The organism is Nonomuraea sp. NPDC049419 (assembly GCF_040676995.1).
GTDB classification, from domain to species: domain Bacteria; phylum Actinomycetota; class Actinomycetes; order Streptosporangiales; family Streptosporangiaceae; genus Nonomuraea; species Nonomuraea salmonea.
Window position 1 is genome coordinate 418,557 of the sequence record NZ_JBFAQB010000005.1, and the last position, 23,240, is coordinate 441,796.

Annotated in this window: 22 protein-coding genes; 7 read left to right on the forward strand and 15 right to left on the reverse strand. The window is 71.1% G+C overall.

Annotated elements, in window-relative coordinates; genetic code table 11:
- Nucleotides 1-40: 40 nt before the first annotated feature.
- From AB0K12_RS19135 to AB0K12_RS19160, 6 genes are read right to left on the reverse strand one after another with little or no spacing between them, the layout of a single operon-like run.
- On the reverse strand, nt 41-1,198 hold the full coding sequence (locus AB0K12_RS19135) for a lipid-transfer protein (RefSeq protein WP_364562408.1): 1,158 nt from the start codon (nt 1,196-1,198) through the stop codon (nt 41-43).
- On the reverse strand, nt 1,195-1,581 hold the full coding sequence (locus AB0K12_RS19140; RefSeq protein WP_364562410.1) for a MaoC/PaaZ C-terminal domain-containing protein: 387 nt from the start codon (nt 1,579-1,581) through the stop codon (nt 1,195-1,197). Before AB0K12_RS19140 ends, AB0K12_RS19135 begins: the two co-directional genes overlap by 4 nt.
- Nucleotides 1,578-2,483 carry an OB-fold domain-containing protein gene (locus AB0K12_RS19145; protein ID WP_364562412.1) on the reverse strand — a complete coding sequence of 302 codons (906 nt, stop codon included), beginning with the start codon at nt 2,481-2,483 and terminating at the stop codon, nt 1,578-1,580. The genes AB0K12_RS19140 and AB0K12_RS19145 overlap by 4 nt, the downstream gene beginning before the upstream one ends.
- On the reverse strand, nt 2,480-3,634 hold the full coding sequence (locus AB0K12_RS19150; protein ID WP_364562415.1) for an acyl-CoA dehydrogenase family protein: 1,155 nt from the start codon (nt 3,632-3,634) through the stop codon (nt 2,480-2,482). Before AB0K12_RS19150 ends, AB0K12_RS19145 begins: the two co-directional genes overlap by 4 nt.
- Nucleotides 3,634-4,623: an acyl-CoA dehydrogenase family protein gene (locus AB0K12_RS19155; protein ID WP_364562418.1), complete on the reverse strand. Its 990-nt coding sequence runs from the start codon at nt 4,621-4,623 to the stop codon at nt 3,634-3,636. Before AB0K12_RS19155 ends, AB0K12_RS19150 begins: the two co-directional genes overlap by 1 nt.
- A complete protein-coding gene (locus AB0K12_RS19160) occupies nt 4,623-6,299 on the reverse strand; it encodes an AMP-binding protein (protein ID WP_364562420.1) in 1,677 nt (558 codons plus the stop codon). The genes AB0K12_RS19155 and AB0K12_RS19160 overlap by 1 nt, the downstream gene beginning before the upstream one ends.
- Before the next feature lie 241 nt (nt 6,300-6,540).
- Here AB0K12_RS19160 and AB0K12_RS19165 point away from each other — a divergent pair, with 241 nt between their 5' ends.
- The 6 genes from AB0K12_RS19165 (at nt 6,541) to AB0K12_RS19190 (ending at nt 12,151) form a co-directional block, all read left to right on the forward strand.
- Nucleotides 6,541-7,137 carry a TetR family transcriptional regulator gene (locus tag AB0K12_RS19165; protein ID WP_364562710.1) on the forward strand — a complete coding sequence of 199 codons (597 nt, stop codon included), beginning with the start codon at nt 6,541-6,543 and terminating at the stop codon, nt 7,135-7,137.
- 61 nt (nt 7,138-7,198) lie between these two features.
- Nucleotides 7,199-8,188, forward strand: coding sequence for a sigma-70 family RNA polymerase sigma factor (locus AB0K12_RS19170; protein ID WP_364562423.1), 990 nt, complete (start codon nt 7,199-7,201; stop codon nt 8,186-8,188).
- A 42-nt stretch (nt 8,189-8,230) separates the two neighbouring features.
- Nucleotides 8,231-9,346, forward strand: coding sequence for a steroid 3-ketoacyl-CoA thiolase (locus tag AB0K12_RS19175; RefSeq protein WP_364562426.1), 1,116 nt, complete (start codon nt 8,231-8,233; stop codon nt 9,344-9,346).
- Between the two features lie 61 nt (nt 9,347-9,407).
- The gene (locus AB0K12_RS19180) at nt 9,408-10,442 is read left to right on the forward strand and encodes an MBL fold metallo-hydrolase (protein WP_364562430.1); all 1,035 of its coding nucleotides are present in this window, start codon (nt 9,408-9,410) and stop codon (nt 10,440-10,442) included.
- Between the two features lie 25 nt (nt 10,443-10,467).
- A complete protein-coding gene (locus AB0K12_RS19185; protein ID WP_364562433.1) occupies nt 10,468-11,148 on the forward strand; it encodes a FadR/GntR family transcriptional regulator in 681 nt (226 codons plus the stop codon).
- 55 nt (nt 11,149-11,203) lie between these two features.
- Nucleotides 11,204-12,151, forward strand: coding sequence for a DNA polymerase ligase N-terminal domain-containing protein (locus AB0K12_RS19190; RefSeq protein WP_364562436.1), 948 nt, complete (start codon nt 11,204-11,206; stop codon nt 12,149-12,151).
- Nucleotides 12,152-12,267: 116 nt separating this feature from the next.
- Here AB0K12_RS19190 and AB0K12_RS19195 read toward each other — a convergent pair whose 3' ends face one another.
- The 7 genes from AB0K12_RS19195 to AB0K12_RS19225 all read right to left on the reverse strand — a co-directional run bounded on the left by AB0K12_RS19195 (nt 12,268) and on the right by AB0K12_RS19225 (nt 19,687).
- Entirely contained in the window at nt 12,268-13,206 is a 939-nt protein-coding gene (locus AB0K12_RS19195; protein WP_364562439.1) for an aldo/keto reductase, read from the reverse strand.
- On the reverse strand, nt 13,206-14,195 hold the full coding sequence (locus tag AB0K12_RS19200) for an ABC transporter permease (protein ID WP_364562442.1): 990 nt from the start codon (nt 14,193-14,195) through the stop codon (nt 13,206-13,208). The genes AB0K12_RS19195 and AB0K12_RS19200 overlap by 1 nt, the downstream gene beginning before the upstream one ends.
- Complete coding sequence (locus AB0K12_RS19205; protein WP_364562445.1) at nt 14,192-15,670, reverse strand: sugar ABC transporter ATP-binding protein; 1,479 nt, start codon at nt 15,668-15,670, stop codon at nt 14,192-14,194. Before AB0K12_RS19205 ends, AB0K12_RS19200 begins: the two co-directional genes overlap by 4 nt.
- Nucleotides 15,670-16,692 carry a sugar ABC transporter substrate-binding protein gene (locus AB0K12_RS19210; RefSeq protein ID WP_364562447.1) on the reverse strand — a complete coding sequence of 341 codons (1,023 nt, stop codon included), beginning with the start codon at nt 16,690-16,692 and terminating at the stop codon, nt 15,670-15,672. The genes AB0K12_RS19205 and AB0K12_RS19210 overlap by 1 nt, the downstream gene beginning before the upstream one ends.
- Before the next feature lie 120 nt (nt 16,693-16,812).
- Nucleotides 16,813-17,553, reverse strand: a complete 741-nt coding sequence (locus AB0K12_RS19215; protein ID WP_364562450.1) for an SDR family oxidoreductase — start codon at nt 17,551-17,553, stop codon at nt 16,813-16,815.
- On the reverse strand, nt 17,550-18,845 hold the full coding sequence (locus AB0K12_RS19220) for an L-fuconate dehydratase (protein WP_364562453.1): 1,296 nt from the start codon (nt 18,843-18,845) through the stop codon (nt 17,550-17,552). The genes AB0K12_RS19215 and AB0K12_RS19220 overlap by 4 nt, the downstream gene beginning before the upstream one ends.
- Entirely contained in the window at nt 18,842-19,687 is an 846-nt protein-coding gene (locus AB0K12_RS19225; RefSeq protein WP_364562456.1) for a fumarylacetoacetate hydrolase family protein, read from the reverse strand. The genes AB0K12_RS19220 and AB0K12_RS19225 overlap by 4 nt, the downstream gene beginning before the upstream one ends.
- Before the next feature lie 424 nt (nt 19,688-20,111).
- Between AB0K12_RS19225 and AB0K12_RS19230 the strand changes: the two genes are divergently transcribed.
- A complete protein-coding gene (locus AB0K12_RS19230; RefSeq protein WP_364562458.1) occupies nt 20,112-21,296 on the forward strand; it encodes a cytochrome P450 in 1,185 nt (394 codons plus the stop codon).
- A 150-nt stretch (nt 21,297-21,446) separates the two neighbouring features.
- On the opposite strand, the gene AB0K12_RS19235 is transcribed toward AB0K12_RS19230, so the two are convergent.
- Both AB0K12_RS19235 and AB0K12_RS19240 read right to left on the reverse strand, forming a co-directional pair.
- Nucleotides 21,447-22,235, reverse strand: coding sequence for a DUF559 domain-containing protein (locus AB0K12_RS19235; RefSeq protein ID WP_364562461.1), 789 nt, complete (start codon nt 22,233-22,235; stop codon nt 21,447-21,449).
- A gap of 539 nt (nt 22,236-22,774) precedes the next feature.
- On the reverse strand, nt 22,775-23,185 hold the full coding sequence (locus AB0K12_RS19240; protein ID WP_364562464.1) for a DUF2000 domain-containing protein: 411 nt from the start codon (nt 23,183-23,185) through the stop codon (nt 22,775-22,777).
- Between the last annotated feature and the right edge of the window lie 55 nt (nt 23,186-23,240).

Sequence of the window (23,240 nt, forward strand, 5' to 3'; positions counted from 1 at the left end):
CTGACCGCCCCGTGACGCCCCCGGGGCGCCTCCGGGGCGGTCAGCCGCCGGACAGGATCAGCCCGCTCGTCGGCACTCCCGTCCCGGCGGTGACGAGGACGTTGGCGACGTTCGGCACCTGGTTGGCGGCCGTCCCCCTGATCTGGCGGACGGCCTCGGCGATGCCGTTCATGCCGTGGATGTACGCCTCCCCGAGCTGCCCCCCATGCGGGTTGACCGGCAGCCGCCCGTCCAGCTCGATGCCCTCGTCCCGCACGAAGCCCGCCGCCTCGCCGCGCCCGCAGAAGCCCAGCTCCTCCAGCTGGGTCAGCACGAACGGGGTGAAGTGGTCGTACAGGATGGCCGTCTGGACGTCGGCCGGCGACAGCCCCGACTTCGCCCACAGCTGGCGCCCGACGACGGACATCTCAGGCAAGCCGGTCATGTCATCGCGGTAGTAGCTGGTCATCATCATCTGCTCGGCCCCCGCCCCCTGCGCGGCGGCCGCGATCAGGACCGGCGACCTGCGCAGGTCGCGGGCGCGCTCGGCCGAGGTGACGACCAGAGCCACCGCGCCGTCGCTCTCCTGGCAGCAGTCGAGCAGGTGCAGCGGCTCCACGATCCACCGGGATGCCTGGTGCTCCGCCAAGGTGATCGGCCGGCCGTGGAACCAGGCCGCCGGGTTCGTGGCGGCGTGCCGGCGCATGGCCACCGCCACCCGGCCGAAGTCCTCGGAGGTGGCGCCGTACACGTGCTGGTAGCGGCGGGCGAACATGGCGACCCAGGCGGCGGGCGTCATCAGCCCGTACGGCACGTGCCAGCTCATCTCCAGCCCCTGCGAGGTGGGCTGCCCGCTCAGCCCCGAGTTGGGCTGCCCGAACCTCCGTCCTGAACGCTCGTTGAAGGCCCGGTAGCAGACCACCGTGCTCGCCATGCCGGTCGCCACCGCCATGACCGCGTGCGCGACCGTGCCGCAGGCCGCGCCGCCGCCGTACTCGACGCGGGAGAAGAAGGTCAGCTCGCCGATGCCGGTCTCCCTGGCCACGGCGATCTCCTGGTTGCCGTCCTGGGTGAAGGTGACCAGGCCGTCCACGTCGGAGGGCGACAGGCCCGCGTCGTCCAGCGCCGCCAGCACGGCCTCGGCGGCCAGGCGCAGCTCAGAACGTCCCGACCGCTTGCTGAACTCGGTGGCGCCGATGCCCGCGATGGCGGTGTTCACTGGCTCTCCCCCTGGATGAACGTGACGGTCGCGGTGGCGTGGTCGCCGAGGCTCACCCGGCCGCGCACCCGCACGGCCGTCGCGCCGTCCGCGCCCTCGACGACCGTGCCGCTGAAGGTCAGCCGGTCCCCCGCGTACGCCGGCACGCCGAGCCGTACGTCGATGGCCTTGATCACCGCGCCGGGGCCCGCCCAGTCGGTGACGTACCGCTCGACCAGGCCCATCGTGGTCAGGATGTTCAGGAAGATGTCCTTCGAGCCCTGGGCGCGGGCCAGCGCCGTGTCGTGGTGGACGGGCGTGAAGTCCATCGTGGCCAGCGCCGTCGAGATCACCATGGTCGGGGTGAGCTCGATCGTCAGCTCGGGCAGCGTCGTCCCCATCATGCGGGCTCCCATCTCGGCAGCACCAGCTCGGCGTCCATCGCGTCGAACCGCACCCGTAACCGCATCCCGACCTCCACGTCCTCGGGCGGGCAGCCCACGACGTCGCCCACGACCCGCACGCCCTCCGGCAGCTCCACCACCCCCACCACGAACGGCGTCTCCCGTCCCGGCACCGGCGGATGGTGGTGCACGACGTAGCTGAACAGCACACCCTCGCCGCTCGCCACCGTGTGGCCCCGGTTGGCGGAGCGGCAGCGCGGGCACAGCGGGCCCGGCGGGTGGCGCCGCTCCCCGCAGTCGGCGCACGCCTGGATCCGCAGCTCGCCCTGCTTCGCGCCCTCCCAGAAGAACGCGGTGTCGTCGTTCACGGCCGGCCGCAGCGGGTACGGCTCCCGCTCCTCGGCCTGTTCCCTGTCCGGGGGGCGGAACTTGAGTACGCGGAACATCATCGTGGCGACCGGCTCGTCCTCGTCGGTGTACCAGGTGACGTTCCAGGTGGTGAAGTAGCCGGTGCCCAGCGCCGTGCGCTTCGGCCCGGCGAGCCCCGACAGCCGGGTGGCGGGGGTGAGCCGCTCGCCCACGCGTACGTAGCGGTGGTAGGTCTGCTCGCAGTTCGTCGCCACCACGCCCGTGTAGCCGGCGCGGTCGAGCGCGGCCAGCAGGTCGTCGACCGGCGAGCGGTCCCTGCCGCCCGGCCCGCGCATGGTCCACACCTGCGCCATGGCGGGCGGAGCCAGGCCGCGGTCGAGGTAGACGAGGTTCGTGTCGCCCATGGCGGTCAGCCAGTGCCGGATCATGGGGACGTTGACGGGGTCGTCGGCCGGCGTGCCGCGTACCTCGCCGAGCGCCGCCTGCTTGGCGGCCAGCTCGTGCAGCTCCTCCTCGCCGAGTACCGCGCTCATCGGGGCGGCCTCGGCAGGCTCAGGCCGAGCATGGCGATCAGCTCTCGCTGCACCTCGTTCACCCCGCCGCCGAACGTCAGCACCACCGCCCCCTTGGTCGCGTGGTCGGTGCGCTCGATCAGCTCGGCGGTCTCGGGGTCGGCCGGGTCGCCGTACCTCGCCAGCACGTCCCCCACGATCCTGCCGACCTCCTGCATGCGCTCGGAGGCGTAGATCTTGGTCGCGGACGCGTCCGGCGCGCCCAGCCAGCCGAGGTCCATGTTGGCCGCGACCTGCCAGTTGAGCAGCTCGTTCGTACGGAACGCGGCCCACACCGCGGCCAGCGCCCGCCGCACGCCCGGCTCGGCGTCCAGCCCCGTGCGCCGCGCCCAGGCGCGGAACCTGTCGTAGGTCTGCCCGATGTTGCCCGCGGGGCCGAGCGTGACCCGCTCGTGGTTGAGCTGGTTGACGATGAGGTCCCAGCCCCGGTCCACCTCGCCCACCACCATGTCCACCGGCACGCGCACGTCGGAGTAGTAGGTGGCGTTGGTGTGGTGGCGGCCGTCCATGGTGACGATCGGCGTCCACGAGAAGCCGGGGTCGTCGGTGGCGGCGATCATCATCGTGATGCCCTTGTGCCGCTTAGCCGTCGGGTTCGTCCGGGCGGCGAGCCAGATGTACTGGGCGTAGTGCGCGCCGCTGGTGAAGATCTTCTGGCCGTTGACGACGTAGTGGTCGCCGTCCAGCACCGCCGTCGTCCGCAGCGCGGCCAGGTCGGTGCCCGCCTCGGGTTCGCTGTAGCCGATCGCGAAGTGGCACTCGCCGGCCAGGATGCGGGGCAGGAAGAAGTCCTTCTGCTCCTGCGTGCCGTACTGCATGAGCGTGGGGCCCACCGTCTGCACGGTGATGATCGGGTACGGCACTCCCGCGCGGGCGATCTCGTTGGCGAAGATCTGCTGCTCCAGGGGGCCGTAGCCGCCTCCGCCGTACTCCTTGGGCCAGCCGAGGCCGAGCTTGCCGTCCCTGCCGAGCCGGCGGCAGTGCTCCATGTACGCCTCGCCGAACGGATCGTCGGCGATCTTGGCCCGGTCCTCGGCGGTCAGGCAGGAACCGAAGTACTCGCGCAGCTCGTCGCGGAGACTGCGCTGCTCGGGGGTCAGGTCGATGAGCATCAGACGAGCGCTCCGATCAGGTCGAGCTGGGCGTCGGCGCCGCCGAGCAGGTGGGACAGGTGCTTGGCCTGGGCGAAGTAGCGGTGCAGCGGGTAGGTGACGTCGAGTCCGAGCCCGCCGTGCAGGTGCTGGCAGGTGTAGAGCGCCTTGACCGCCTCCCCCACCTGGTACGCCGCCAGCGCCAGGTCCTGCTCGGCCGGCAGCCCCTCGGCCAGCCGCCAGGCCGCCGACCACATCGCGACGTCGAGCGCCCGCCCCGCGATGTAGACGTCGGCGATCTGCATCGTCACGGCCTGGAACTCGGCCAGCGCCCGCCCGAACTGCTTGCGCTGCTTGATGTAGCCGGTCGTCAGCTCCAGCGCCCCCGCCAGCACCCCGCTCGCCTGGGCGGCGGCGGCGGCCATGAACAGCTGGACGGCGTCCCGCGCCCCCTCGGGCCCCGCCACGCGCTCGGCCGGGGCCGCGTCCAGCACGATCGTGGCCGCCGGCTCGCCGGTCGAGGTGTGCTCCGGCGTGCCCGCCACGCTCTCCACCAGGAACAGCCCCTCGTCCGCCGTCACCAGCACCCCGGCGCCGTCCGGGTGCAGCACGCCCGTCTTGCGCCCGCTGACCTCCCACCCGCCGCTCACCTCGCGGGCGGTGGTGCGGGGCGGCCCGGCCAGGGGGACGCCGGGCTCGCGCAGGGCGAGGGTGAGCCGGGCGCCGGGCGGCGGCTGCCGGTCGGGGGCCGCGTGCCGGGCCATGAGGAGTTGTCCCGCGAGCACCGGCAGGGCGGGCACCGGGGCCGCGCGGGCGCCGACCTCGCGCAGCACCACGGCCATCTCCACCGGGCCGAGCCCCGCGCCGCCCGCCGCCTCGGGCACGCACACGCTGAGCAGCCCGGCCTGCCACAGCCGTTCCTCGTCCCCTTCCTTCGACCCTTCTTTCGACAGGACATCGGCCGCCAGCTGCTTCAGCTCCCGCTGGGTTTCGTCCAGGTTGAAATCCACTACGTCTCCAAGAGGTGTCGCCTGCCGTGCCGTACGAAGTCGTCCTCGATGCCCTTCACGTCCGCGTCGGTGAGCGGACGGAAGCCGTGCCGCGTGCGCCACCAGACGGGGTCGGCCGTGCGCCACGCCTCGCGGGCGAGGTGCCGCTTGATGACCTTGTGCGAGGGCGTCTGCGGCAGCTCGCCGGCGATGCGGACGTAGCGGGGCAGCGCCTTGACGCCGAGGTCGGCGCGCCCGGCCAGGAAGTCGGCGAACGCCTCCGGGTCGAAGCCGCCCTCCAGCACCAGCGCCGCCATCACCTGGTCGCCGGCCGCCGCGTCGGGCACCGGGTAGACGGCCGCCTCCACCACCCCGGCGAACTCGCGTAACGCCGCCTCGATGGGCGCGACCGCGAGGTTCTCGCCGTCCACGCGCAGCCGTTCCGTGCCTCTTCCCGCGAAGAAGACGTGGCCTTCCGCGTCGGCGTAGGCCAGGTCTCCGGACCAGAACGCGCCGTCCCTGACCCGCTCCGCGTCCGCCTCCGGGTCGTTGTAGTAGCCGTCGAACAGCCCCAGCCCTGCCGTGTTCACCAGCTCGCCGACCGCTTCCTCCGCATTGAGCAGGCGGCCGTCCTCGATCATGGCGGGCGGGCAGGGGCGGCCGGTGAACGGGTCGAGGATGTGGACGCCGTCAGGGAGGCGGCCCAGGCAGCCCGGCGGGCCCGCGGGGTCGGGGGTCAGCGAGATCGCCGTCTCCGTCGATCCGAACGCGTCGATCACCCGGCACCCGAACCGCTCCCCGAACCGCCTGGTCGCCACCGCGCTGCCCTCGTTGCCGAACGCGATCCGCAACGGGTTGTCGGCGTCGTCGGGGCGCTCCTCGGTGGCGAGCACATAGGAGAGCGCCTTGCCGACGTAGTGCAGGTACGTGGCGCCGTACCGTCTGATGTCGGGCAGCAGCCCCGTCGCCGAGAACCGCCGCCGCAACACCAGCCGGGCCCCCGACGCGACGGCCGGGGCGTAGGCGGCCATGAGCGCCCCCGAGTGGAACAGCGGCATCGAGCAGTAGACGGCGTCGTCCGGGCCGAGCATGGCCGCCAGACTGACCCCGGGCACAGCCAGCTTCCGCTGCGTGATCCGGACAGCCCGCGGCCGCCCCGAGGTCCCCGAGGTGAAGATCAGCATCACCAGCTCGCCACCCTGCGGGTCAGCACGCTCGTGCCTGGCGGGCCGCTCATGGCCCGCAGAGGGCGGGTGCGGAGACGGGTTCTGGGCGAGCGGCGTGTCCTGGGCGAAGGGCGAGCCCGTATGCGCGCCCGTGGCGAGCGGGCGGGACTCCAGCCCCAACTCCCCGGACACCTCGGTGGCCAGGTTGGTGAAGGGGGTGTCGGCCAGGAGCAAGGTGACGTCGGTGGCGCGGGCGTCGCGGATCAGCTCCGGGGCCGGGCGGGTGGGGTTGAGCGCCACCACCACGTGGCCGGCCAGCGCCGCGCCGCCGATGAGGAAGACCAGGTCGGGAACGTTCTCACTCAGCACGCCGACGTGCGTGCCAGGGCCGTGCGCGGACAGGCGGGCGGCGGCCTCCCGACAGGCGATGACGTGCTCGCGCCACGTCCACACCCTGTCCTCGAACACGAGCCCGGGGCGGTCGTCGTGGGCGCGTGCGGTCAGCAGGGAGGCGAGCGTGTCCGCGGTCATCGCTCCTCCAGCAAGCGCTAGGTAAGCCGATTCGCAAACTAGAACAGATTCTAATGTCTGTCCAGCGGCCACCTATCGACATAAGGCCGGATATATCCGTGTAACGCCGGAGACATGGGGCTATAGGGCTGGTTTGTGACCCGCGAGTAACAAGCCGCGTCAAGAAGAAATCAGATAACGTGTTCTCATGCGTTCCACGCACGCCACCCCCGCGGCGCCCCCCGGCGACTCCGAGGGCACCATGGAAAACGGTTCCACCCAGGGCGGGCACAGCGTCCGCACCCGCAGCCAGCACCAACGCCGCAAGCGCATCGTCCAGGCCGCGGCGGCGCTGGCCTCACGCGGGGGTGTCGAGGCCATGCAGATGCGGACGGTGGCCGAGCGCGCGGGCGTGGCGCTTGGCACGCTCTATCGCTACTTTCCATCCAAGATGGACCTCGTCGTCGCCGTCGTCGGCGAGGAGATCGACCTGCTGGAGAGCAGCATCGAGCGGCGCCCGCCGGGTGCGGCGACCCCTGCCAGCCGCGCGGTCGACGTGCTGATGCGGGCCACCAGGGGGCTCATGCGCGAGCCCGAGCTGGCCGACGCGCTCATCCGCTCCCTCATCATGGCCGAGGTCCAGACCCCCTTCGGCGACCGCATGACCGGGCTGCTGCTGCGCGTCTCAGCCGACGGCCTGACCCTGCAGGAGGCGAGCGAGGAGCAGATCGACCTGGCCGGCTCCCTGGCCAGCGTCTGGGTCCAGGAACTGCTGGAGATGCTGCGCGGCCGCCGCACGTACGACCAGATCCAACGCCGCATCGAAACGGCCGCCACCCGCCTCCTCGCCGACATCTGATCCGCACCCCCGGAAAGGTGTTTCTGGGATTCTGTCGGTGGCGGGGGCTATACAAGGGGGTATGACCGACAAGCCGACGAGCGAGGACTTCCTCCGCCAGGCTGATCCCATGCGGCGCGAGTTGCTCGCGCACTGCTATCGCATGATGGGTTCGGTGCACGACGCCGAAGATCTCGTGCAGGAGACCTACCTGCGCGCGTGGAAGGCGTACGAGGGCTTCGAGGGGCGTTCGTCCCTGCGCACGTGGCTCTACCGCATCGCGACCACCACGTGCCTGACGGCGCTCGACAGCCGTTCCAGGCGCCCCCTGCCGACCGGGCTCGGCGCTCCCAGCCAAGAGGCCGCCGCGCCGCTCGTCCGCGACGACGAGGTGCCGTGGCTGGAGCCCGCGCCCGACACCCTGACGGGCGCCGGCGCCGACGACCCGGCCGCGATCGTGACCTCGCGCGAGAGCATCAGGCTCGCGCTGATCGCCGCGCTGCAGCACCTGCCGCCCCGCCAGCGCGCGGTGCTGGTCCTGCGCGACGTGCTCAAGTGGAAGGCCGCCGAGGTGGCCGAGGCGGTCGGGGTCTCGACGGCGGCGGTCAACAGCCTGCTGCAACGGGCCCGCGCCCAGCTCGACGAGGTGGCGCCGAGCGTCGACGACCCGGTAGAGCCGCTGACCTCCGAGCAGCGCGACCTGCTCGACCGCTACGTCGCCGCGTTCGAGAACTACGACGTCGACGGCCTGGTCCACCTGTTCACCGAGGAGGCGGTGTGGGAGATGCCGCCGTTCACCGGCTGGTACCAAGGGCCCGAGTCGATCGCCGAGCTCACCAGGACGCAGTGCCCGGCAGAGCGCGCGGGTGATCTGCGGCTGGTCCCGGTCGCGGCGAACGGCCAGCCGGCGTTCGCGGTCTATCACCGCAAGGACGGCGTCTACGGCCAGTTCGCCATCATGGTGCTCACCTTGTCGGGCGACCGGGTCAGCCACGTCGGCATGTTCTTCGAGGAGCAGCTGTTCGAGACGTTCGGCCTGCCGCCGAAGTGGGAGGGTTCCGCAACGAAGTAGAACCAGTTACAGTCGCGCCAGAGCTTAATTCTGGAGGCGGCTATGGGCACACCCGTGATCGTCGAGGCCATACGCACACCGATCGGCAAGCGGGCCGGCTGGCTGGCGGAGCTGAAACCGCAACAGGTTCTGGCCACGGCGCTGAACGGGCTCGTCGATCGGGCGGGCATCGACCCGGCGATCGTCGAGCAGGTGTTCACCGGCTGCGTGACACAGGCGGGCGAGCAGGGCGGCCACGTCGGGCGGCACGCCTGGCTCTATGCCGGGCTGCCGCACCAGACGGGTGTCACCACCGTCGACGCCCAGTGCGGCTCGTCACAGCAGGCGGTGCACCTGGCGGCGGCGCTGATCGGCGCGGGCGTGATCGAAGCCGGCGTCGGCTGCGGTGTCGAGGTGATGAGCCGGGCGCCGCTGGGCAGCAACGTACGCCCCGCCAAGCCGCGCCCCGACGACTGGACCATCGACCTGCCCGACCAGTTCACCGCGGCCGAGCGCATCGCCAAAAGGCGCGGGCTGACGCGTGAGCGGCTCGACTGGTTCGGGGCGCGCTCGCAGCGGCTGGCGGCCAAGGCGTGGGCCGACGGGCGGTTCGAGCGGGAGATCGTGCCGGTGGGCGACGTCCGCAGGGACCAGGGCCTGCGCGAGACCACCGTCGAGGGGCTGGCCGCGCTGAGGCCGGTGGTGGAGGGCGGGCTGCACACGGCCGGCACGTCCTCGCAGATCTCCGACGGCGCGGCGGCCGTGCTGGTGATGAGCGAGACGGCGGCGCGGCGGCACGGCCTGCGGCCCCGGGCCCGCATCCTGGCGCAGGCGCTGGTGGGGGCGGAGCCGTACTACCACCTCGACGGGCCGGTGGCGGCGACGGCCAAGGCGCTCGCGTCGGCCGGGATGACGATCGGCGACATCGACAGGTTCGAGGTGAACGAGGCGTTCGCGTCGGTCGTGCTGTCCTGGGCGAGCGTGCACGAGCCCGACTTCGACCGCGTCAACGTCAACGGCGGCGCGATCGCGCTCGGCCACCCCGTGGGCGCGACGGGCGCCCGCCTCGTCACCACGGCGCTGCACGAGCTCGAACGCTCCGATTCCAGCACCGCGCTCGTCTCGATGTGCGCGGGCGGCGCGCTGGCCACCGCCACCATCCTGGAACGGATCGGCTGAACGGGTATCCGGGCGCCGCACCGGGCGCTCTTACCCACGAACCACCACGAATCGGGGGCACATGAAGACCAGGCGCAGACCGTACGCTGAGCAGCGTCCGCAGGATCTCGGCGGCGGCGTGTGGAGCGTGCCGGTGCCGATCCCCGGCAACCCGCTCGGCTACACGCTCGTCTACGCCGTCGAGTCGCCCAGGGGCCCGGTGCTGATCGACGCCGGCTGGAACCACCCCGACGCCTGGGACGCGCTCACCGGCGGCCTGGCCGCGCTCGGCATCGACGTGAGCACGGTGAGCGGGGTGGTCGTCACCCATTTCCATCCCGACCACGCCGGGCTCGCCGGGCAGGTGCGCGAGGCGTCCGGCGGCTGGATCGCCCTGCACGAGGACGACGCGGCGCTGGTCAGGCTCATGACCGAGTACGCGGCCGGCGAGCACGACGACTTCCAGACCGACATGCTGCGCCGCGCGGGAGCCGACCCGGGCGAGGCCAGGCAGGTCATGGGCACCAGGCCCGCGCCGCCCGCCCTGCCCGATCGCGAGCTGCGTGACGGCGACCTGGTGGACCTGCCGGGCCGCAAGCTGCGGGCGGTCCACACGCCCGGCCACACACCAGGACACATCTGCCTGCATCTGGAGGACGCGGACCGGCTGTTCACCGGTGACCACGTCCTGCCCGACATCACCCCGCACGTGGGGATCTATCCGTACGATCGCGACGACGTCGATCCGCTCAGCGACTTCCTGAACTCGCTGGACCGGATCGGCGACCTCTCGGCGGCCAGTGGCCCGCTCGACGCCCTCCCCGCCCATGAGTGGATATTTCCGGATGTAGCGGCGCGCGCCGCCGAGATCCGCCACCATCACGAGGAGAAACTCGAACGGCTGCGCGCCCTCCTGGCCAGGCAGGCGCAGCCGCTGACCATCTGGGAGGTCGCCGCGATGATGACGTGGAACCGGCCGTGGGACGAGCTGCCCCCGGTCCTGAAGGGCATGGCGGCCGGGGAGGCCGCGGCCCATCTGCGTACGCTGGAGGCGCGCGGTCAGGTTCGTCGCCACGCGGGGGTCGATCCGGTCCGCTTCCAGGCTCTAGACTCCTAGACATCCGATGTCTAGGGAGAAGAGCGTGGCGGTCACCGACGCGGCCATCGACAAGATCAAGCAGATGATCGTCTCCGGCGAGCTGGCGCCAGGAGACCGCCTGCCCAAGGAGGCCGACCTGGCCGAACGGCTCGGCCTCTCACGCAACTCGCTGCGCGAGGCCGTCAGGGCGCTGTCGCTCATCAACGTCCTCGACGTACGCCAGGGCGACGGCACGTACGTCACCAGCCTCGAGCCCCGGCTGCTGCTCGACACCATGTCGTTCGTGCTCGACCTGCACCGCGACGACACCGTGCTGCAGTTCTTCGAGGTCCGGCGCATCCTCGAGCCGGCCGCCACCGCGATGGCCGCCGAACAGATGACCGACGCCGACATCGCGGAGCTGCGGGTGATCCTCGACAAGCTGCCCGAGCAGCCGACGGTCGAGGAGCTGGTGGCCAACGACCTCGAGTTCCACCACCGCATCGCTCAGGGCTCGGGCAACAGCGTGCTGTGCTCGTTCATCGAGAGCCTGTCGGGGCCGACCACCCGGGCCAGGATCTGGCGCGGCCTCACCCAGGAGGGCGCGATGGACAAGACCCGCGAGCAGCACGGCGCGATCTACGAGGCCATCGCCGGACGCCAGGCCGACGTGGCCCGCTCGTGGGCGACCGTGCACGTCGCGGGGGTCGAGGCGTGGCTGCGGCGGGCTCTGGACATGGACTGACACATCGGAGGATTATCCGCGATCAGCCTGCGTGGCAGCGGGTAGTACCGGTTCTGTGCCCGACAAACTGACGCAGTATCGGAGCAAACGCGACCCCGGCCGCACGCCTGAGCCCATCCCCGACGCCCCCACCGGCACCCCTGGCGGCAACGCGTTCGTCATCCAGGAGCACCACGCCCGGTCCCTGCACTGGGACCTGCGGCTCGAACGCGACGGCGTGCTCGTCTCGTGGGCGGTGCCCAAGGGGCTGCCCGCCGACCCCGACACCAACCATCTCGCCGTGCACACCGAGGACCATCCCATGGAGTACCTCACCTTCCACGGCGAGATCCCCAAGGGTGAGTACGGCGGCGGCTCCATGACCGTCTGGGACACCGGCACGTACGAGACCGAGAAGTGGTCGGATCGCGAGGTCAAGGTCGTGCTGAGCGGCGAGCGGGCCTCCGGCCGGTTCGTGCTGTTCCGTACCCGGGGCAAGAACTGGATGATCCACCGGATGGGCCCGTCCGTCCGCGACCCGTTCCCCGGCCTCGCGCCCATGGAGGCGACCGCGCGTTCCCGGCCGCCCAAGGACGTCTCGGCGTACGCCTTCGAGTTCGCGTGGGGCGGGCGGCGGCTGCTCGTGCCGATCGACGGCGGGCGTACGGAGGCGGCCGGCGAGCACCCCTGGCTGCGCGGGCTTGCCGAGTCGTTCGGCAGCCGCACGGCGGTGCTGGACGGCGAGCTGGTCACGCTCGGCGGCGCGGAGCTGCTCGTCTTCTACGACCTCCTGTACGACGACGGCCACACGCTCACCGGCGAGCCCTACACGGTGCGGCGCGCCGCTCTGGAGGCGCTCAACCTGACCGGCGCCCACTGGCAGACCGCCCCATCGTGGCCCGGCGACCTGGCCCCGGTCCGCCAGGCCGCCCGCGACCAGGGCCTGCCGGGCGTGGTGGCCAAACGCCTCGACTCACCGTACGAACCGGGCCCGTCGAAGCACTGGCTCTTCCTGAAGTCCTGACCGAGAGCCCGCGCCTTGCCCCGGCCGGAAGGCCGGAAGGCCGGAAGGCCGGAGCGCGCGTGCCCGCCGTCACCCCACCCTTCCCCCTTTTCAGGGGCGAGGCCGGAGGCGAGCCGTCATAGCAGGCCTTCCGCGGCGAGGTCCGTCCACAAGGACTCGGGGACCGGGCGGTCCAGGAGGGTGGTGTTCTCCTGGACCTCCTGGGGGGTGCGGGCGCCCACGACGATCGTGGCCACCGCCGGGTGGCGGAGGGGGAAGGCCAGCGCGGCCTGGGGCAGGGTGACGTCGTGGCGTTCGCAGACCGCGGCGATGCGCCGCGCCTTCGCCACCAGGTGCTCGGGGGCGGGCAGGTAGTCGAAGGTGCCCGCGGGCTCGTGCGTGGCGAGCAGGCCGCTGTTGAAGACGCCGGCGGCCAGCACCGCGACGCCCCGCCGCGCGCACTCCTCCAGGAGGGGCAGGCCCGACTGGTCGAGCAGCGTGTAGCGACCGGCCAGCATGACCACGTCGATGTCGGTCTCGCGGACGAACCGCAGCGGCACCTGCCACTGGTTCATGCCGACGCCGACCGCCCGGATCCGCCCCTCGGCACGCAGCTCGGCCAGCGCCGGATAGGCCTCCTTGATCGCCTGGTCGGCGTGGTCGTCGGGGTCGTGGATGAAGGCGATGTCCACACCGGGCAGCCCGAGGCGGGTGAGGGACTCGGCCAGCGACGCGCGTACGCCGTCGCCGGAGAAGTCCCACACCCGCTCCAGGTCGTCGGGCTCGTCGAAGCCCAGCTCCGCGCGTCCGCCCTGCTCGGAGGAGGTGACGGTGACCGGCCGCAGCAGCCGGCCGACCTTCGTGGACAGCAGGTAACCCGACCGGCCGGCCAGCGCCGCGCCGATCCGCCGCTCCGACACGCCGAGCCCGTAGTGGGGCGCGGTGTCGTACAGGCGGATGCCGCTCTGCCAGGCGGCCTCGACGGTGGCCCGCGCCTGGTCCTCGGCCACCGCGTCGTACAGGTTGCCGATGGGCGCGCCGCCGAAGCCGACGCGGGGCAGGTCGATCCGGTCCATCAATCTTGCGCCTTTCCGCCGGCGATCCTGCTGATCATGAGGGCGACGAGGATGATCGAGCCGTAGATGACCGGCTGCCAGAAGCCTGACACCCCGATGAGGGTGAGGATGTTCTGCACGAGACCGATCACCAGCACGCCGGTGAGCGCGCCGAGGATGGTGCCCTTGCCGCCGTCCATGCTGACACCGCCGATGACGGCCGCGGCGAACACCATGAAGATCCAGCCGACGCCCTGCTGGTTGCCGATGGCGCCGAGACGGCCTGTCTCCAGCACGCCGGCCAGCGCGGCGAGCGTGCCGCCCAGGATGAACACGCCGTACAGGACCCGGTCGACCCGGATGCCGGCGGCGCGGGCGGCGTCGAGGTTGCCGCCGATCGCGTAGAGCGCGCGGCCGAGCCGCAGATAGCCGAGGCCGAAGATGCCGGCCGCGAACAGCACGCCGGCGATCCAGATGGCGGCGGGCAGGCCCAGCCACATGGCGCTGCCCAGGTAGAGGATCGAGTCGGGGAGCTCGAACAGCGTCTTGCCCTCGGTCGGCCCCTGGAGCAGCCCGTGCACGATGATCAGCATGGCCAGCGTGACGATGAACGCCGACAGCTGGAACCGTACGATCAGAAAGCCGTTGAACGCGCCGATCGCGGCTCCGACGAGCAGCGCCAGCGGGATCACCAGCACGCCGGGCAGGCCGATGCCGAAGCCGCCCGCCGACACCGGGATCACCAGCATCACCGCGATCGCCGGCGCGGTGCCGACCGTCGACTCCAGCGACAGGTCGAACTTGCCGGCGATCAGGATCATCGCCTCGGCCAGCACCAGCAGCGAGATCGCGGCCTGCTGCTGGAGCACGTTCGTCAGGTTGCCCGCCGTCAGGAAGGTCGGGTCCAGGAACGCGCCGACGACGAGCAGGAGCACGATCACCGGGACGAGCGTCAGATCGCGGAACTTGGCCAGCCGCACCCGGGGCGCGGGAGCCGTCAAAGCAGTCACTCTTCTATGCCTTCCATCACGGCCACGAGCTCGTGGTCACTCCAGCCACGCGGCACCTCCTTGACGACCCTGCCGTGGAACATCACCAGCACCCGATCGCAGATCCGCAGGTCGTCGAGCTCGTCGGAGACCACCACGGCCCCCGCGCCGCGCTCGACGGCGTCCTCGACGGCGCCGAGCAGGGCCTGCTTGGCCTTGACGTCGACGCCGGCGGTCGGGTTGATCACCACCAGCACGGCCGGGTCGTCCACCAGCGCCCGTGCGAACACCACCTTCTGCGCGTTGCCTCCTGACAGGTCGCCCACCGGCTGGTCGGGCCCCTCGGTCTTGATGTCGAGGGAGGCGATCAGCCGCTCGGCCTCGGCGCGGCGCCGAGCGGGCGAGACCATGCCGAAGCGGCCGAGCTTCCGGGCGATCGGGAACGTGGCGTTCTCCCCCACCGACAGCAGCGGCACGAAGCCCTCGTGGTGGCGGTCCTCCGGGACGAACCCGAGCCCGGCCCGCATCGCGGCGGGCACGTCGCCCGCTCTGACCTGGGTGCCGTTGACGGTGACCGTGCCGGCGTCCGCTTCGCGCAGCCCGACCAGCGTCTCCGCCAGGCCGACCTTGCCGCTGCTCGCCGACCCGGCCAGGCCGACGACCTCGCCGGACCTGACCGCGAGATCGACGCCGGTGTAGCGGCCGGCCAGCGACAGCCCGGCGCCCTCCAGCACGACCCGCTCGGTCGGCGTGTGCTCGCGGGCCTCGTACGCCGCCGTCGCCTCGCCGGTCATCGCGGCCACCAGCTCGTCGTGCGGCAGCCCCGCGACCGGCCTGGTCAGGACGTGCCGGGCGTCGCGGAACACCGTGACGCTCTGGCAGATCTCGTAGACCTCGTCGAGGTGGTGGGAGATGTACATCATGGTCACGCCCTGCTCGCGCAGCGAGCGCATGCGCGCGAACAGGCGCTCGATCGCCGGGCCGTCGAGCCGCGCGGTCGGCTCGTCCAGGATGATGAACCGGGCGCCGAACGACAGCGCGCGGGCGATCTCCACGAGCTGGCGCTGCTCGACGCTGAGGTCTCCGGCCAGCGCCTGCGCGTCGACGTCCACCTCGTACGTGTCCAGCAGCTCCCCGGCCCTGGCCCGCAGCGCCCGCCAGTTGATCGTGCGCCCTTCGGACTGGCGATTGAGGAACAGGTTCTCGGCCACCGTCAGCGCCGGGATGATCGTGGACTTCTGGTAGACGCACGCCACCCGCCGCCGCCAGGCGTCCCGGTCGCCGAGCGCGGGCGCGGGCTCGCCTGAGAAGCGCACCTCGCCCTCGTCCGGCCGTTGCAGCCCGGTCAGGATCGACACCAGCGTGGACTTCCCGGCGCCGTTCCTGCCGACCAGCGCGTGCGTCTCGCCCTCGGCGATCGTGATGCCGGCGCCGTCGAGCGCGGTCGTCGGGCCGAAGCGCTTGACCACGTTCCTGGCTTCGACGTGGGTGCTCATCACTTGACCTGGTTGCCCCAGAGGGCCTGGTCGTCCACGTTCTCCTTGGTCACGAGCGGCGCGGGGAGCTGGTCCTCCAGGCCGTTCGGCAGCTCGATGATCGTGCTGTCGTGGTCGGTCGGGCCGGGCTTGAACGTCTTGCCCTCGGCCGCGGCCTTGGCGTAGAAGAGGGCGTACTTGGCGTACAGGTCGGCCGGCTGCGAGACCGTCGCGTCGATGTCGCCCTTGCGGATCGCCTCGAACTCCTGCGGGATCCCGTCGTTGGAGATGACGAAGATGTGCTTGGGGTCGTCGGTGGGGAGCAGCAGGCCCTTCTGCTTGAGCACCTGGAGCGTCGGTGCCAGGTGCACGCCGCCCGCGTGCATGTAGATGCCCTTGATGTCGGGGTTCTGCTCCAGGCGGGTCTGCAGCATCGACGCCGCCTTCGTGCCCTCCCACTCGGTCGGCTCGCTGAACACCGTGATGCCGGGGAACTTGCTCTTCATGCAGTCGAGGAACGCCTCCGACCTGTCGCGGCCGTTGATCGAGCCGAGCGAGCCCTGGAGCTGCACCACCTTGCCCTTGCCGCCGAGCTTCTCGCCGAGGAACTCGCACGCCTTGGTGCCGTACGCGCGGTTGTCGGCGCGGACGACCATGTAGACGTTGCCCTTGTCGGGGCGGGTGTCCACGGTGACGACCGGGATCTTCTTGTTCTCCAGCTGCTGCAGCGTGGTGGCGACGGCGCCGGTGTCCTGCGGGGCCATGACGATGACCTTGGCGCCCTGGCCGACCAGCGCCTGCACGTTGTTGACCAGCTTGGCCACGTCGTTCTGCGAATTCGTGGCGGGCATGAGGTCCACCTTGAGCTCGCCGGCCATCTGCGGGACGTACTTGATGTAGGAGTTCCAGAAGTCGGAGTCGGCGCGGGGATGGTCGATGCCGATCTTCCCGCCGCCGCCTCCTTCCGCCGTCGTGCCGCCTGAACCGCACGCGGTCACGACCGTCAGCATGGCCGCTGCCGCGACCGCCCGTCCGAACTTCATGGGGGGTACCTTCCTTAGTTGCCTGGCCCTCTGGTCGGAGGGCCGTCGGCCGGCGGCCTGCGGGGCCGCCGGTCATCGGTCGGCGCATTTACGGCCGTGCCGCCGTTCGGCGGCGGCTGTTCAGGTGGCGGGGCGCAGTCGCAGGCCCTGCATGCCGCCGTCCACCGCGAGCGCGGTGCCCGTGGTCGAGGCGGCCTCGGGGCTCGCGAGGTAGGCGATCGCCGCGGCGACCTCCTCGGCGGTGACCAGGCGTCCCATCGGCTGCCTGGCGTTGAGCGCCGCGCGTTCGGCCTCGGGGTCCTCGGCCGCATCCAGCAGCCTGCCCACCCACGGGGTGTCGGCGGTGCCCGGATTGACGCAGTTGACCCTGATGCCCTCGCGGATGTGGTCGGCGGCCATGGCGAGCGTCAGCGACTGCACCGCGCCCTTGGTGGCGCTGTAGAGGGCGCGCTGGGGCAACCCCGCGGTGGCCGCGACCGAGCAGGTGTTGACGATCGCGGCATGCTCCGACCTGCGCAGGTACGGCAGCGCCGCCCGCGCGACCCGGACCATGCCGAGGACGTTCACGTCGAACACCCGATGCCACTCACTGTCCGGGTTGTCCTCGATCGTGCCCTGGGCTCCGATGCCGGCGTTGTTGACCAGCACGTCGATGCCGCCCAGCCGCTCGGCCGCCTCCGCCACCGCGGCGCGTACCGCGGCGTCGTCGGTGACGTCGGCCTTGATGCCGATGAACGGCTCGCCCGGCGGGTTGAGGTCGAGGCAGGCGACCCGCATGCCGCGCACCGCCAGCGCCGACGCCGCCGCCAGGCCGATCCCCGAGCCGCCGCCGGTCACGACCGCCTTCAGCGCGTCACTCATGCGTCCCTCCAGACCTCGCCGCCGGGGAAGGTGTGGGCGGCGATCGACTCCTCGCGCAGCTCCGCGCTGAACCCGGGGCGCGACGGGGCCGTGTATCTGCCGTCCTTGATGACCACCGGGTCGACGAAGTGCTCGTGGAGGTGGTCGACGTACTCGATGACGCGGCCGTCCATCGTGCCGGTCACCGCCACGTAGTCGAACATCGAGAGGTGCTGCACCAGCTCGCACAGCCCCACGCCGCCCGCGTGCGGGCACACCGGCACCCCGAACTTGGCCGCCAGCAGCACGATCGCGAGGTTCTCGTTCAGCCCGCCCACCCTGGCGGCGTCGATCTGCACGTACGACAGCGCCTCGGCCTGCAGCAGCTGCTTGAAGACGATGCGGTTCTGGACGTGCTCGCCGGTCGCCACCGGGATCGGCGCGATGCCCCGCGCGATCGCCGCGTGCCCCAGCACGTCGTCGGGGCTCGTCGGCTCCTCGACCCAGTGCGGCTCGAACTCGCGCAGCGCGTTCACCCACTCGATGGCCGAGCCGACGTCCCAGCGCTGGTTGGCGTCGATGGCGATCGGGAAGCCGGCACCGCACACCTCCCTGGCCACCCTGAAGCGCCGCCTGTCGTCCTCCAGGTCCGCGCCCACCTTGAGCTTGATCTGGCCGAAGCCCTGCTCAAGCGCCTCCTTGCAGAGCCGGCGCAGCTTCTCGTCGTCGTAGCCGAGCCAGCCCGGCGACGTCGTGTACGCCGGATAGCCCGTCTCCTGCAGCCGCGCGATGCGCTCCGCCTTGCCGTCCTCCGCCGCGCGCAGGATCTCCAGGGCGTCGTCCCTGGTCAGCGCGTCGCTCAGGTAGCGGAAGTCGATCAGCTCGACGATCTCCTCCGGCGACATGTCCGCGAGCAGCCGCCAGAGCGGCTGGCCGGCCCGCTTCGCCTTCAGGTCCCACAGCGCGTTGACCACCGCGGAGATCGCCATGTGCATGACGCCCTTCTCCGGGCCCAGCCAGCGCAGCTGCGAGTCGTTGATCAGCTCCTTGTAGAGCGCGCCGAGGTCCTCGACGTCCTTGCCGATCACGTACGGCCGCAGCGCACCGATCGCCGCCGTCTGCACGTCGTTGCCCCGGCCGATGGTGAACGCGAACCCGTGGCCCTCATAACCGTCGTCCGTCTTGAGCACCACGTACGCGGCGGAGTAGTCGGGGTCGGGGTTCATCGCGTCGGAGCCGTCGAGCTCGCGCGACGTCGGGAAACGCACGTCGTGCGTCTCCATGCCCACGATCCGGTACCTCGAGGTCGTCATGCCTGCCCCACCGTCTGCCGCTGCCGGCCGAGGCCCTCGATCTCCAGCTCCATCACGTCGCCCGCGCGCAGGTACGGCTGGCCGGGCATGCCCATGGCGACGCCGGCCGGGGTGCCCGTGTTGATCACGTCTCCCGGCTCCAGCACCATGAACCGGCTCAGGTACCGGACGACCTCCGCCACGTCGAAGATCATGTTCTTGGTGTCGCCGTCCTGGCGCAGCTCGCCGTTCACCCACAGGCGCATCGCCAGGTTCTGCGGGTCGCCCACTTCGTCGGCCGTCACCAGCCAGGGGCCCAGCGGGTTGAACGTCTCGCACGACTTGCCCTTGTCCCACTGGCCGCCGCGCTCAAGCTGGAACTCCCGCTCGGAGACGTCGTTCGAGATCGCGTACCCGGCCACGACCTCCAGCGCCTCCTCCCGGCTGCCGAGGTAGCGGGCCTCCCGCCCGATCACGATGGCCAGCTCCACCTCCCAGTCGGTCTTCACGCTGCCGCGGGGCACGAGCACCTCGTCGTACGGGCCGACCATGGTGTTGCTCGCCTTCATGAACACCACCGGCTCCTCCGGGACCGCCGCGCCCGACTCGGCGGCGTGGTCGCTGAAGTTCAGCCCGATGCACACGATCTTTCCTGGCCGCGCGATCGGCGCCCCGACCCTCAGCCCCTCGGCCTCCACGACGGGCAGGTCGCCCCGCTCCAGCGCCTCTCTGACCCGCGCCACTCCCCCGGAGGCGAGAAAGGCCCCGTCGATCTCGGGTACGCCAATGTCACGCAGGTTGCCGGCGTCGTCCATGACCACCGGCCGCTCCTGGCCGACAGGTCCTACTCGCAGCAGCTTCACACCGCACCCTTCACCTATACATCGGATGTCTCGCCTCACGATGCTCGTGCGGCAAAGTGCAACGTGTCAAGAGGCGCAGTGTCGTCCGATGTTTCCAGGCGAGCTTTGGACCGATACTGAGGGGCAGCCGAAGCGCCACACACCCCGAAGAATCACCCACTCACCCCCAGCACCACCCCTCGCCCTCGCCCAGGAACATCCGGATATAACCGAAACGCCGCCCGATATACCCCTTTCGCCTTTCCTTCCCGCCATCACATTCACCCCCTACCAAGCCCGCCACCAGCACCAGCGGGAGCACATCCGAAGCGCATCAGGAGCCAACCCAACCCCTCCTTGACGGGCGTACAGTGGCGTAATAGAACACGTTTCAAGTACGGTGTCGATGACCCAACCAAGCGCTTGACCTACGAGGTGACCCCGCGTGCACATCGACCTGGTCGACAGGGACCTATACGCGACCGCTGGACCACCCCACGCCCAGCTCGCCTGGCTACGCGCGAACTCCCCGGTCCACTGGCACGAGGGCGACCCGGGCTTCTGGGCCGTCACCCGCTACGACGACGTCGTCCACGTGTCGCGCCACTCCGAGCTCTTCTCCTCCCACCGCAGGCTCGCCCTCTTCGACGAGCTGGAGGAGGACCAGATCGCGCTGCAGCGCCTCATGATGCTCAACCAGGACCCGCCCGAGCACACGCGCCGGCGCGCCCTGGTGAACCGGGGCTTCACCCCGCGCACGATCGGCGCCCTCGAACAGCACATCCGCGACATCTGCGACGACCTCCTCGACAAGGTCACGGGCGAGGTCGACTTCGTCACCGAGGTCGCCGCGCCCCTCCCCCTGTACGTCATCTGCGAACTCCTCGGGGCTCCGGTCGCAGACCGCGACAAGCTGTTCAACTGGTCGAACCGCATGATCGGCGCCCAGGACCCCGACTTCGCCGCCACCCCGGAAGAGGGCTCGGGCGCGGCGATGGAGGTGTACGCGTACGCCAACCAGCTGGCCGCCCAGCGCAAGGCCAACCCCAGGAACGACATCGTCACCCGGCTCCTCCAGCCCAACGAGAACGGCGAGACGCTCGCCGAGGATGAGTTCGACCTGTTCGTCCTCCTTCTGGTGGTGGCCGGCAACGAGACCACGCGGAACGCGGCCTCAGGCGGCATGCTCGCCTTCTTCGAGCATCCCGACCAGTGGGACCGGCTGGTCGCCGACCCCACGCTGGCGAAGACGGCCGCCGACGAGATCGTCCGCTGGGTCTCCCCCGTGAACCTCTTCCGCCGCACCTCGACCGCCGACCAGGTGCTCGGGGGCCAGGAGATCAAGGCGGACGACAAGGTCGTCGTCTTCTACGCCTCGGCCAACCGGGACACCTCCGTCTTCCCGGACGGCGACGTCTTCGACATCGGCCGCGACCCGAACCCGCACATCGGCTTCGGCGGCGGCGGCGCCCACTTCTGCCTCGGCAACCACCTCGCCAAACTGGAACTCCGCATCCTCTTCGAGCAGTTGGCCCGCCGCCACCCCCACATCCACCAGTCAGGCGCCCCCCGCCGCCTCCGCTCGAACTTCATCAACGGCATCAAGGAACTCCCCGTAACCATCGGCTAGCGCCCCTCGGCCACCCCTATGGCGACCGGGTCGGTCCTGGGCGGTGGACCGGAGCACCACCTCGCCGACGTCGTGGGGCGCCCATCCGTGGGGCGTCCGTTGGCAGAGCAGGGGCATTGGCTGTGTGATTCGCCGATCAGTGCGTTGGGGTCAGCGGTAGCGGGGTTTGCGGCGGGCGGCGCGGATTCGGGAGAGGATGCGGGTTGTCCCTTGAGGGCCGGGTTGCCAGCCTTGTTCGATCAGGGTGTTGGCCACCTGGTGGAGGAGGTCGGCTATCTGGGCGGGGATGACGTCTCGGCGGACGGCTATCACCCGCCAGCCCCGGCGGCGCAACTCCTCTCGCCTGTCCAGGTCGTGTTGCTGGTCGGCGGGTGAGGTGTGGTGTTCGCGGCCGTCGTACTCCACGGCGACCTTGTACTCCTCCCAACCGAGGTCGAGGTAGGCGGAGCGGTCTTCGCTCAGTCGCACCTTGATCTGGGTGGTGGGTCTGGGGAGGCCGCCGTCCACGAGGATCACCCGTAGCCAGCTTTCCCTAGGTGAGGCGGCTCCTCTGTCGGCGAGGCCGAGGGTGTCGCGCAGGCGCCAGGAGTTGAGGGGACGGTGCCACAGGGCTTGTAGGTCCACGCCTCGGCGGGCGAACTGGTCGAGGATGGCGACCGCTTCCGTGCGGGGTAGCCGGCGGGCGCAGTCGAGGGCCGTGCGTTCCATGGTGGTGAGGCGGACGCCCTTGTGGCCGGTGATGTCCTCTTGCGGGAGTGGGGTCAGGTAGGTCACGCAACCGGGGATCGCCAGGTGGGTGGGGGCCATCACCTCGACGGGCCGCTCGTGGCCGGGAGTGGTCGTGACCTGGAGGCCCCAGATGTGGGCGGCCGTCTGACCGCAGACGACGGCGTGCGGGACGGCCATGGTGATGGTGCGGGCTCGCTCGATCAGGGGCACGGGGGCGGGTGTCCGTCCTGAGAGTGAACGTGGCAGGCCCAGGAGCTCCTCTGATCGACCGGCCGGCTCCGCAGGTCGCTCCGCCGGTGCCTCCGCTCGCCTCGTGAGTGCTTCTGGTCGGTTCGCGAAGGTCTGCGGCCCGCCCATGGGTGCCTGCGGTCGCCCAACAGCGAGTGGCTGTTCTGCGGGGGCGAGTGGTCGTGCCGCAGGCGGCAGGGGTTGGCGTGTCTTGGTTGGTTGTGGGTGGCTGGTGGTGGGCTGGGGTGTGTGGGTGGTGGGGCGGGTCATGGGTTGAGGATGGCGGCTCGGGGCCGTGGAACCAGGGCCGAATGCGGTTCTGTGGAGGAGGGGGGTCATCCACAGAACCGCATTCGGTTCGAGGGTGCCTGCTGCCGGGAAGGGGCTGCTCCCTGCGACCAGCCCCTTCTCGCCATTCTGCGACCCGCCCCTGCGCCGCTCTGCGGCCGGTCCCTGCGCCGCTCTGCGGCCGATCTCTGCGGCCGGTCCCTGCGGCCGCTCTACGGGCGGCCTTCCTCCCGTCAGGGGTGGAGGGTGAGGCCCTTCAGGGATTTGTCCATCGGGGTTTTGGGGCCGTACAGAGCTAGTCCGACCAGGTTGAGGTCCTCGGCCGGGTACGCCCGTACGGCGGCCCGGTTGTCCTCGTCGTTGCCCGTCTTGAACATGTCCTCCGTGTAGACGGCCACGCCCAGCCCCCGTCCCACGGCCTTCTCGCGGACCTTGCGCAGCGTGGCGAGGTCCGCCTGGTAGATGACCACGGGCTGGCGGAACATCGGCAGGTACGTGTTCCCCGACCCGTCCTCGTAATCGTCCCCCATCACCTCCGGCCGCCCGCCGGCGATGGCGCCGGCGAGGAAGGCGGTGACGTTCAAGCGTTGCCAGGCGGCGAGGTCCGAGCGGACGACGATGCCGATTTTGGTGTCGAAACGCATGGTCAGCAGCATTCCGGGCCGATAAGGCCGTGTCTTGAACGCTCGTGCGCCGGCC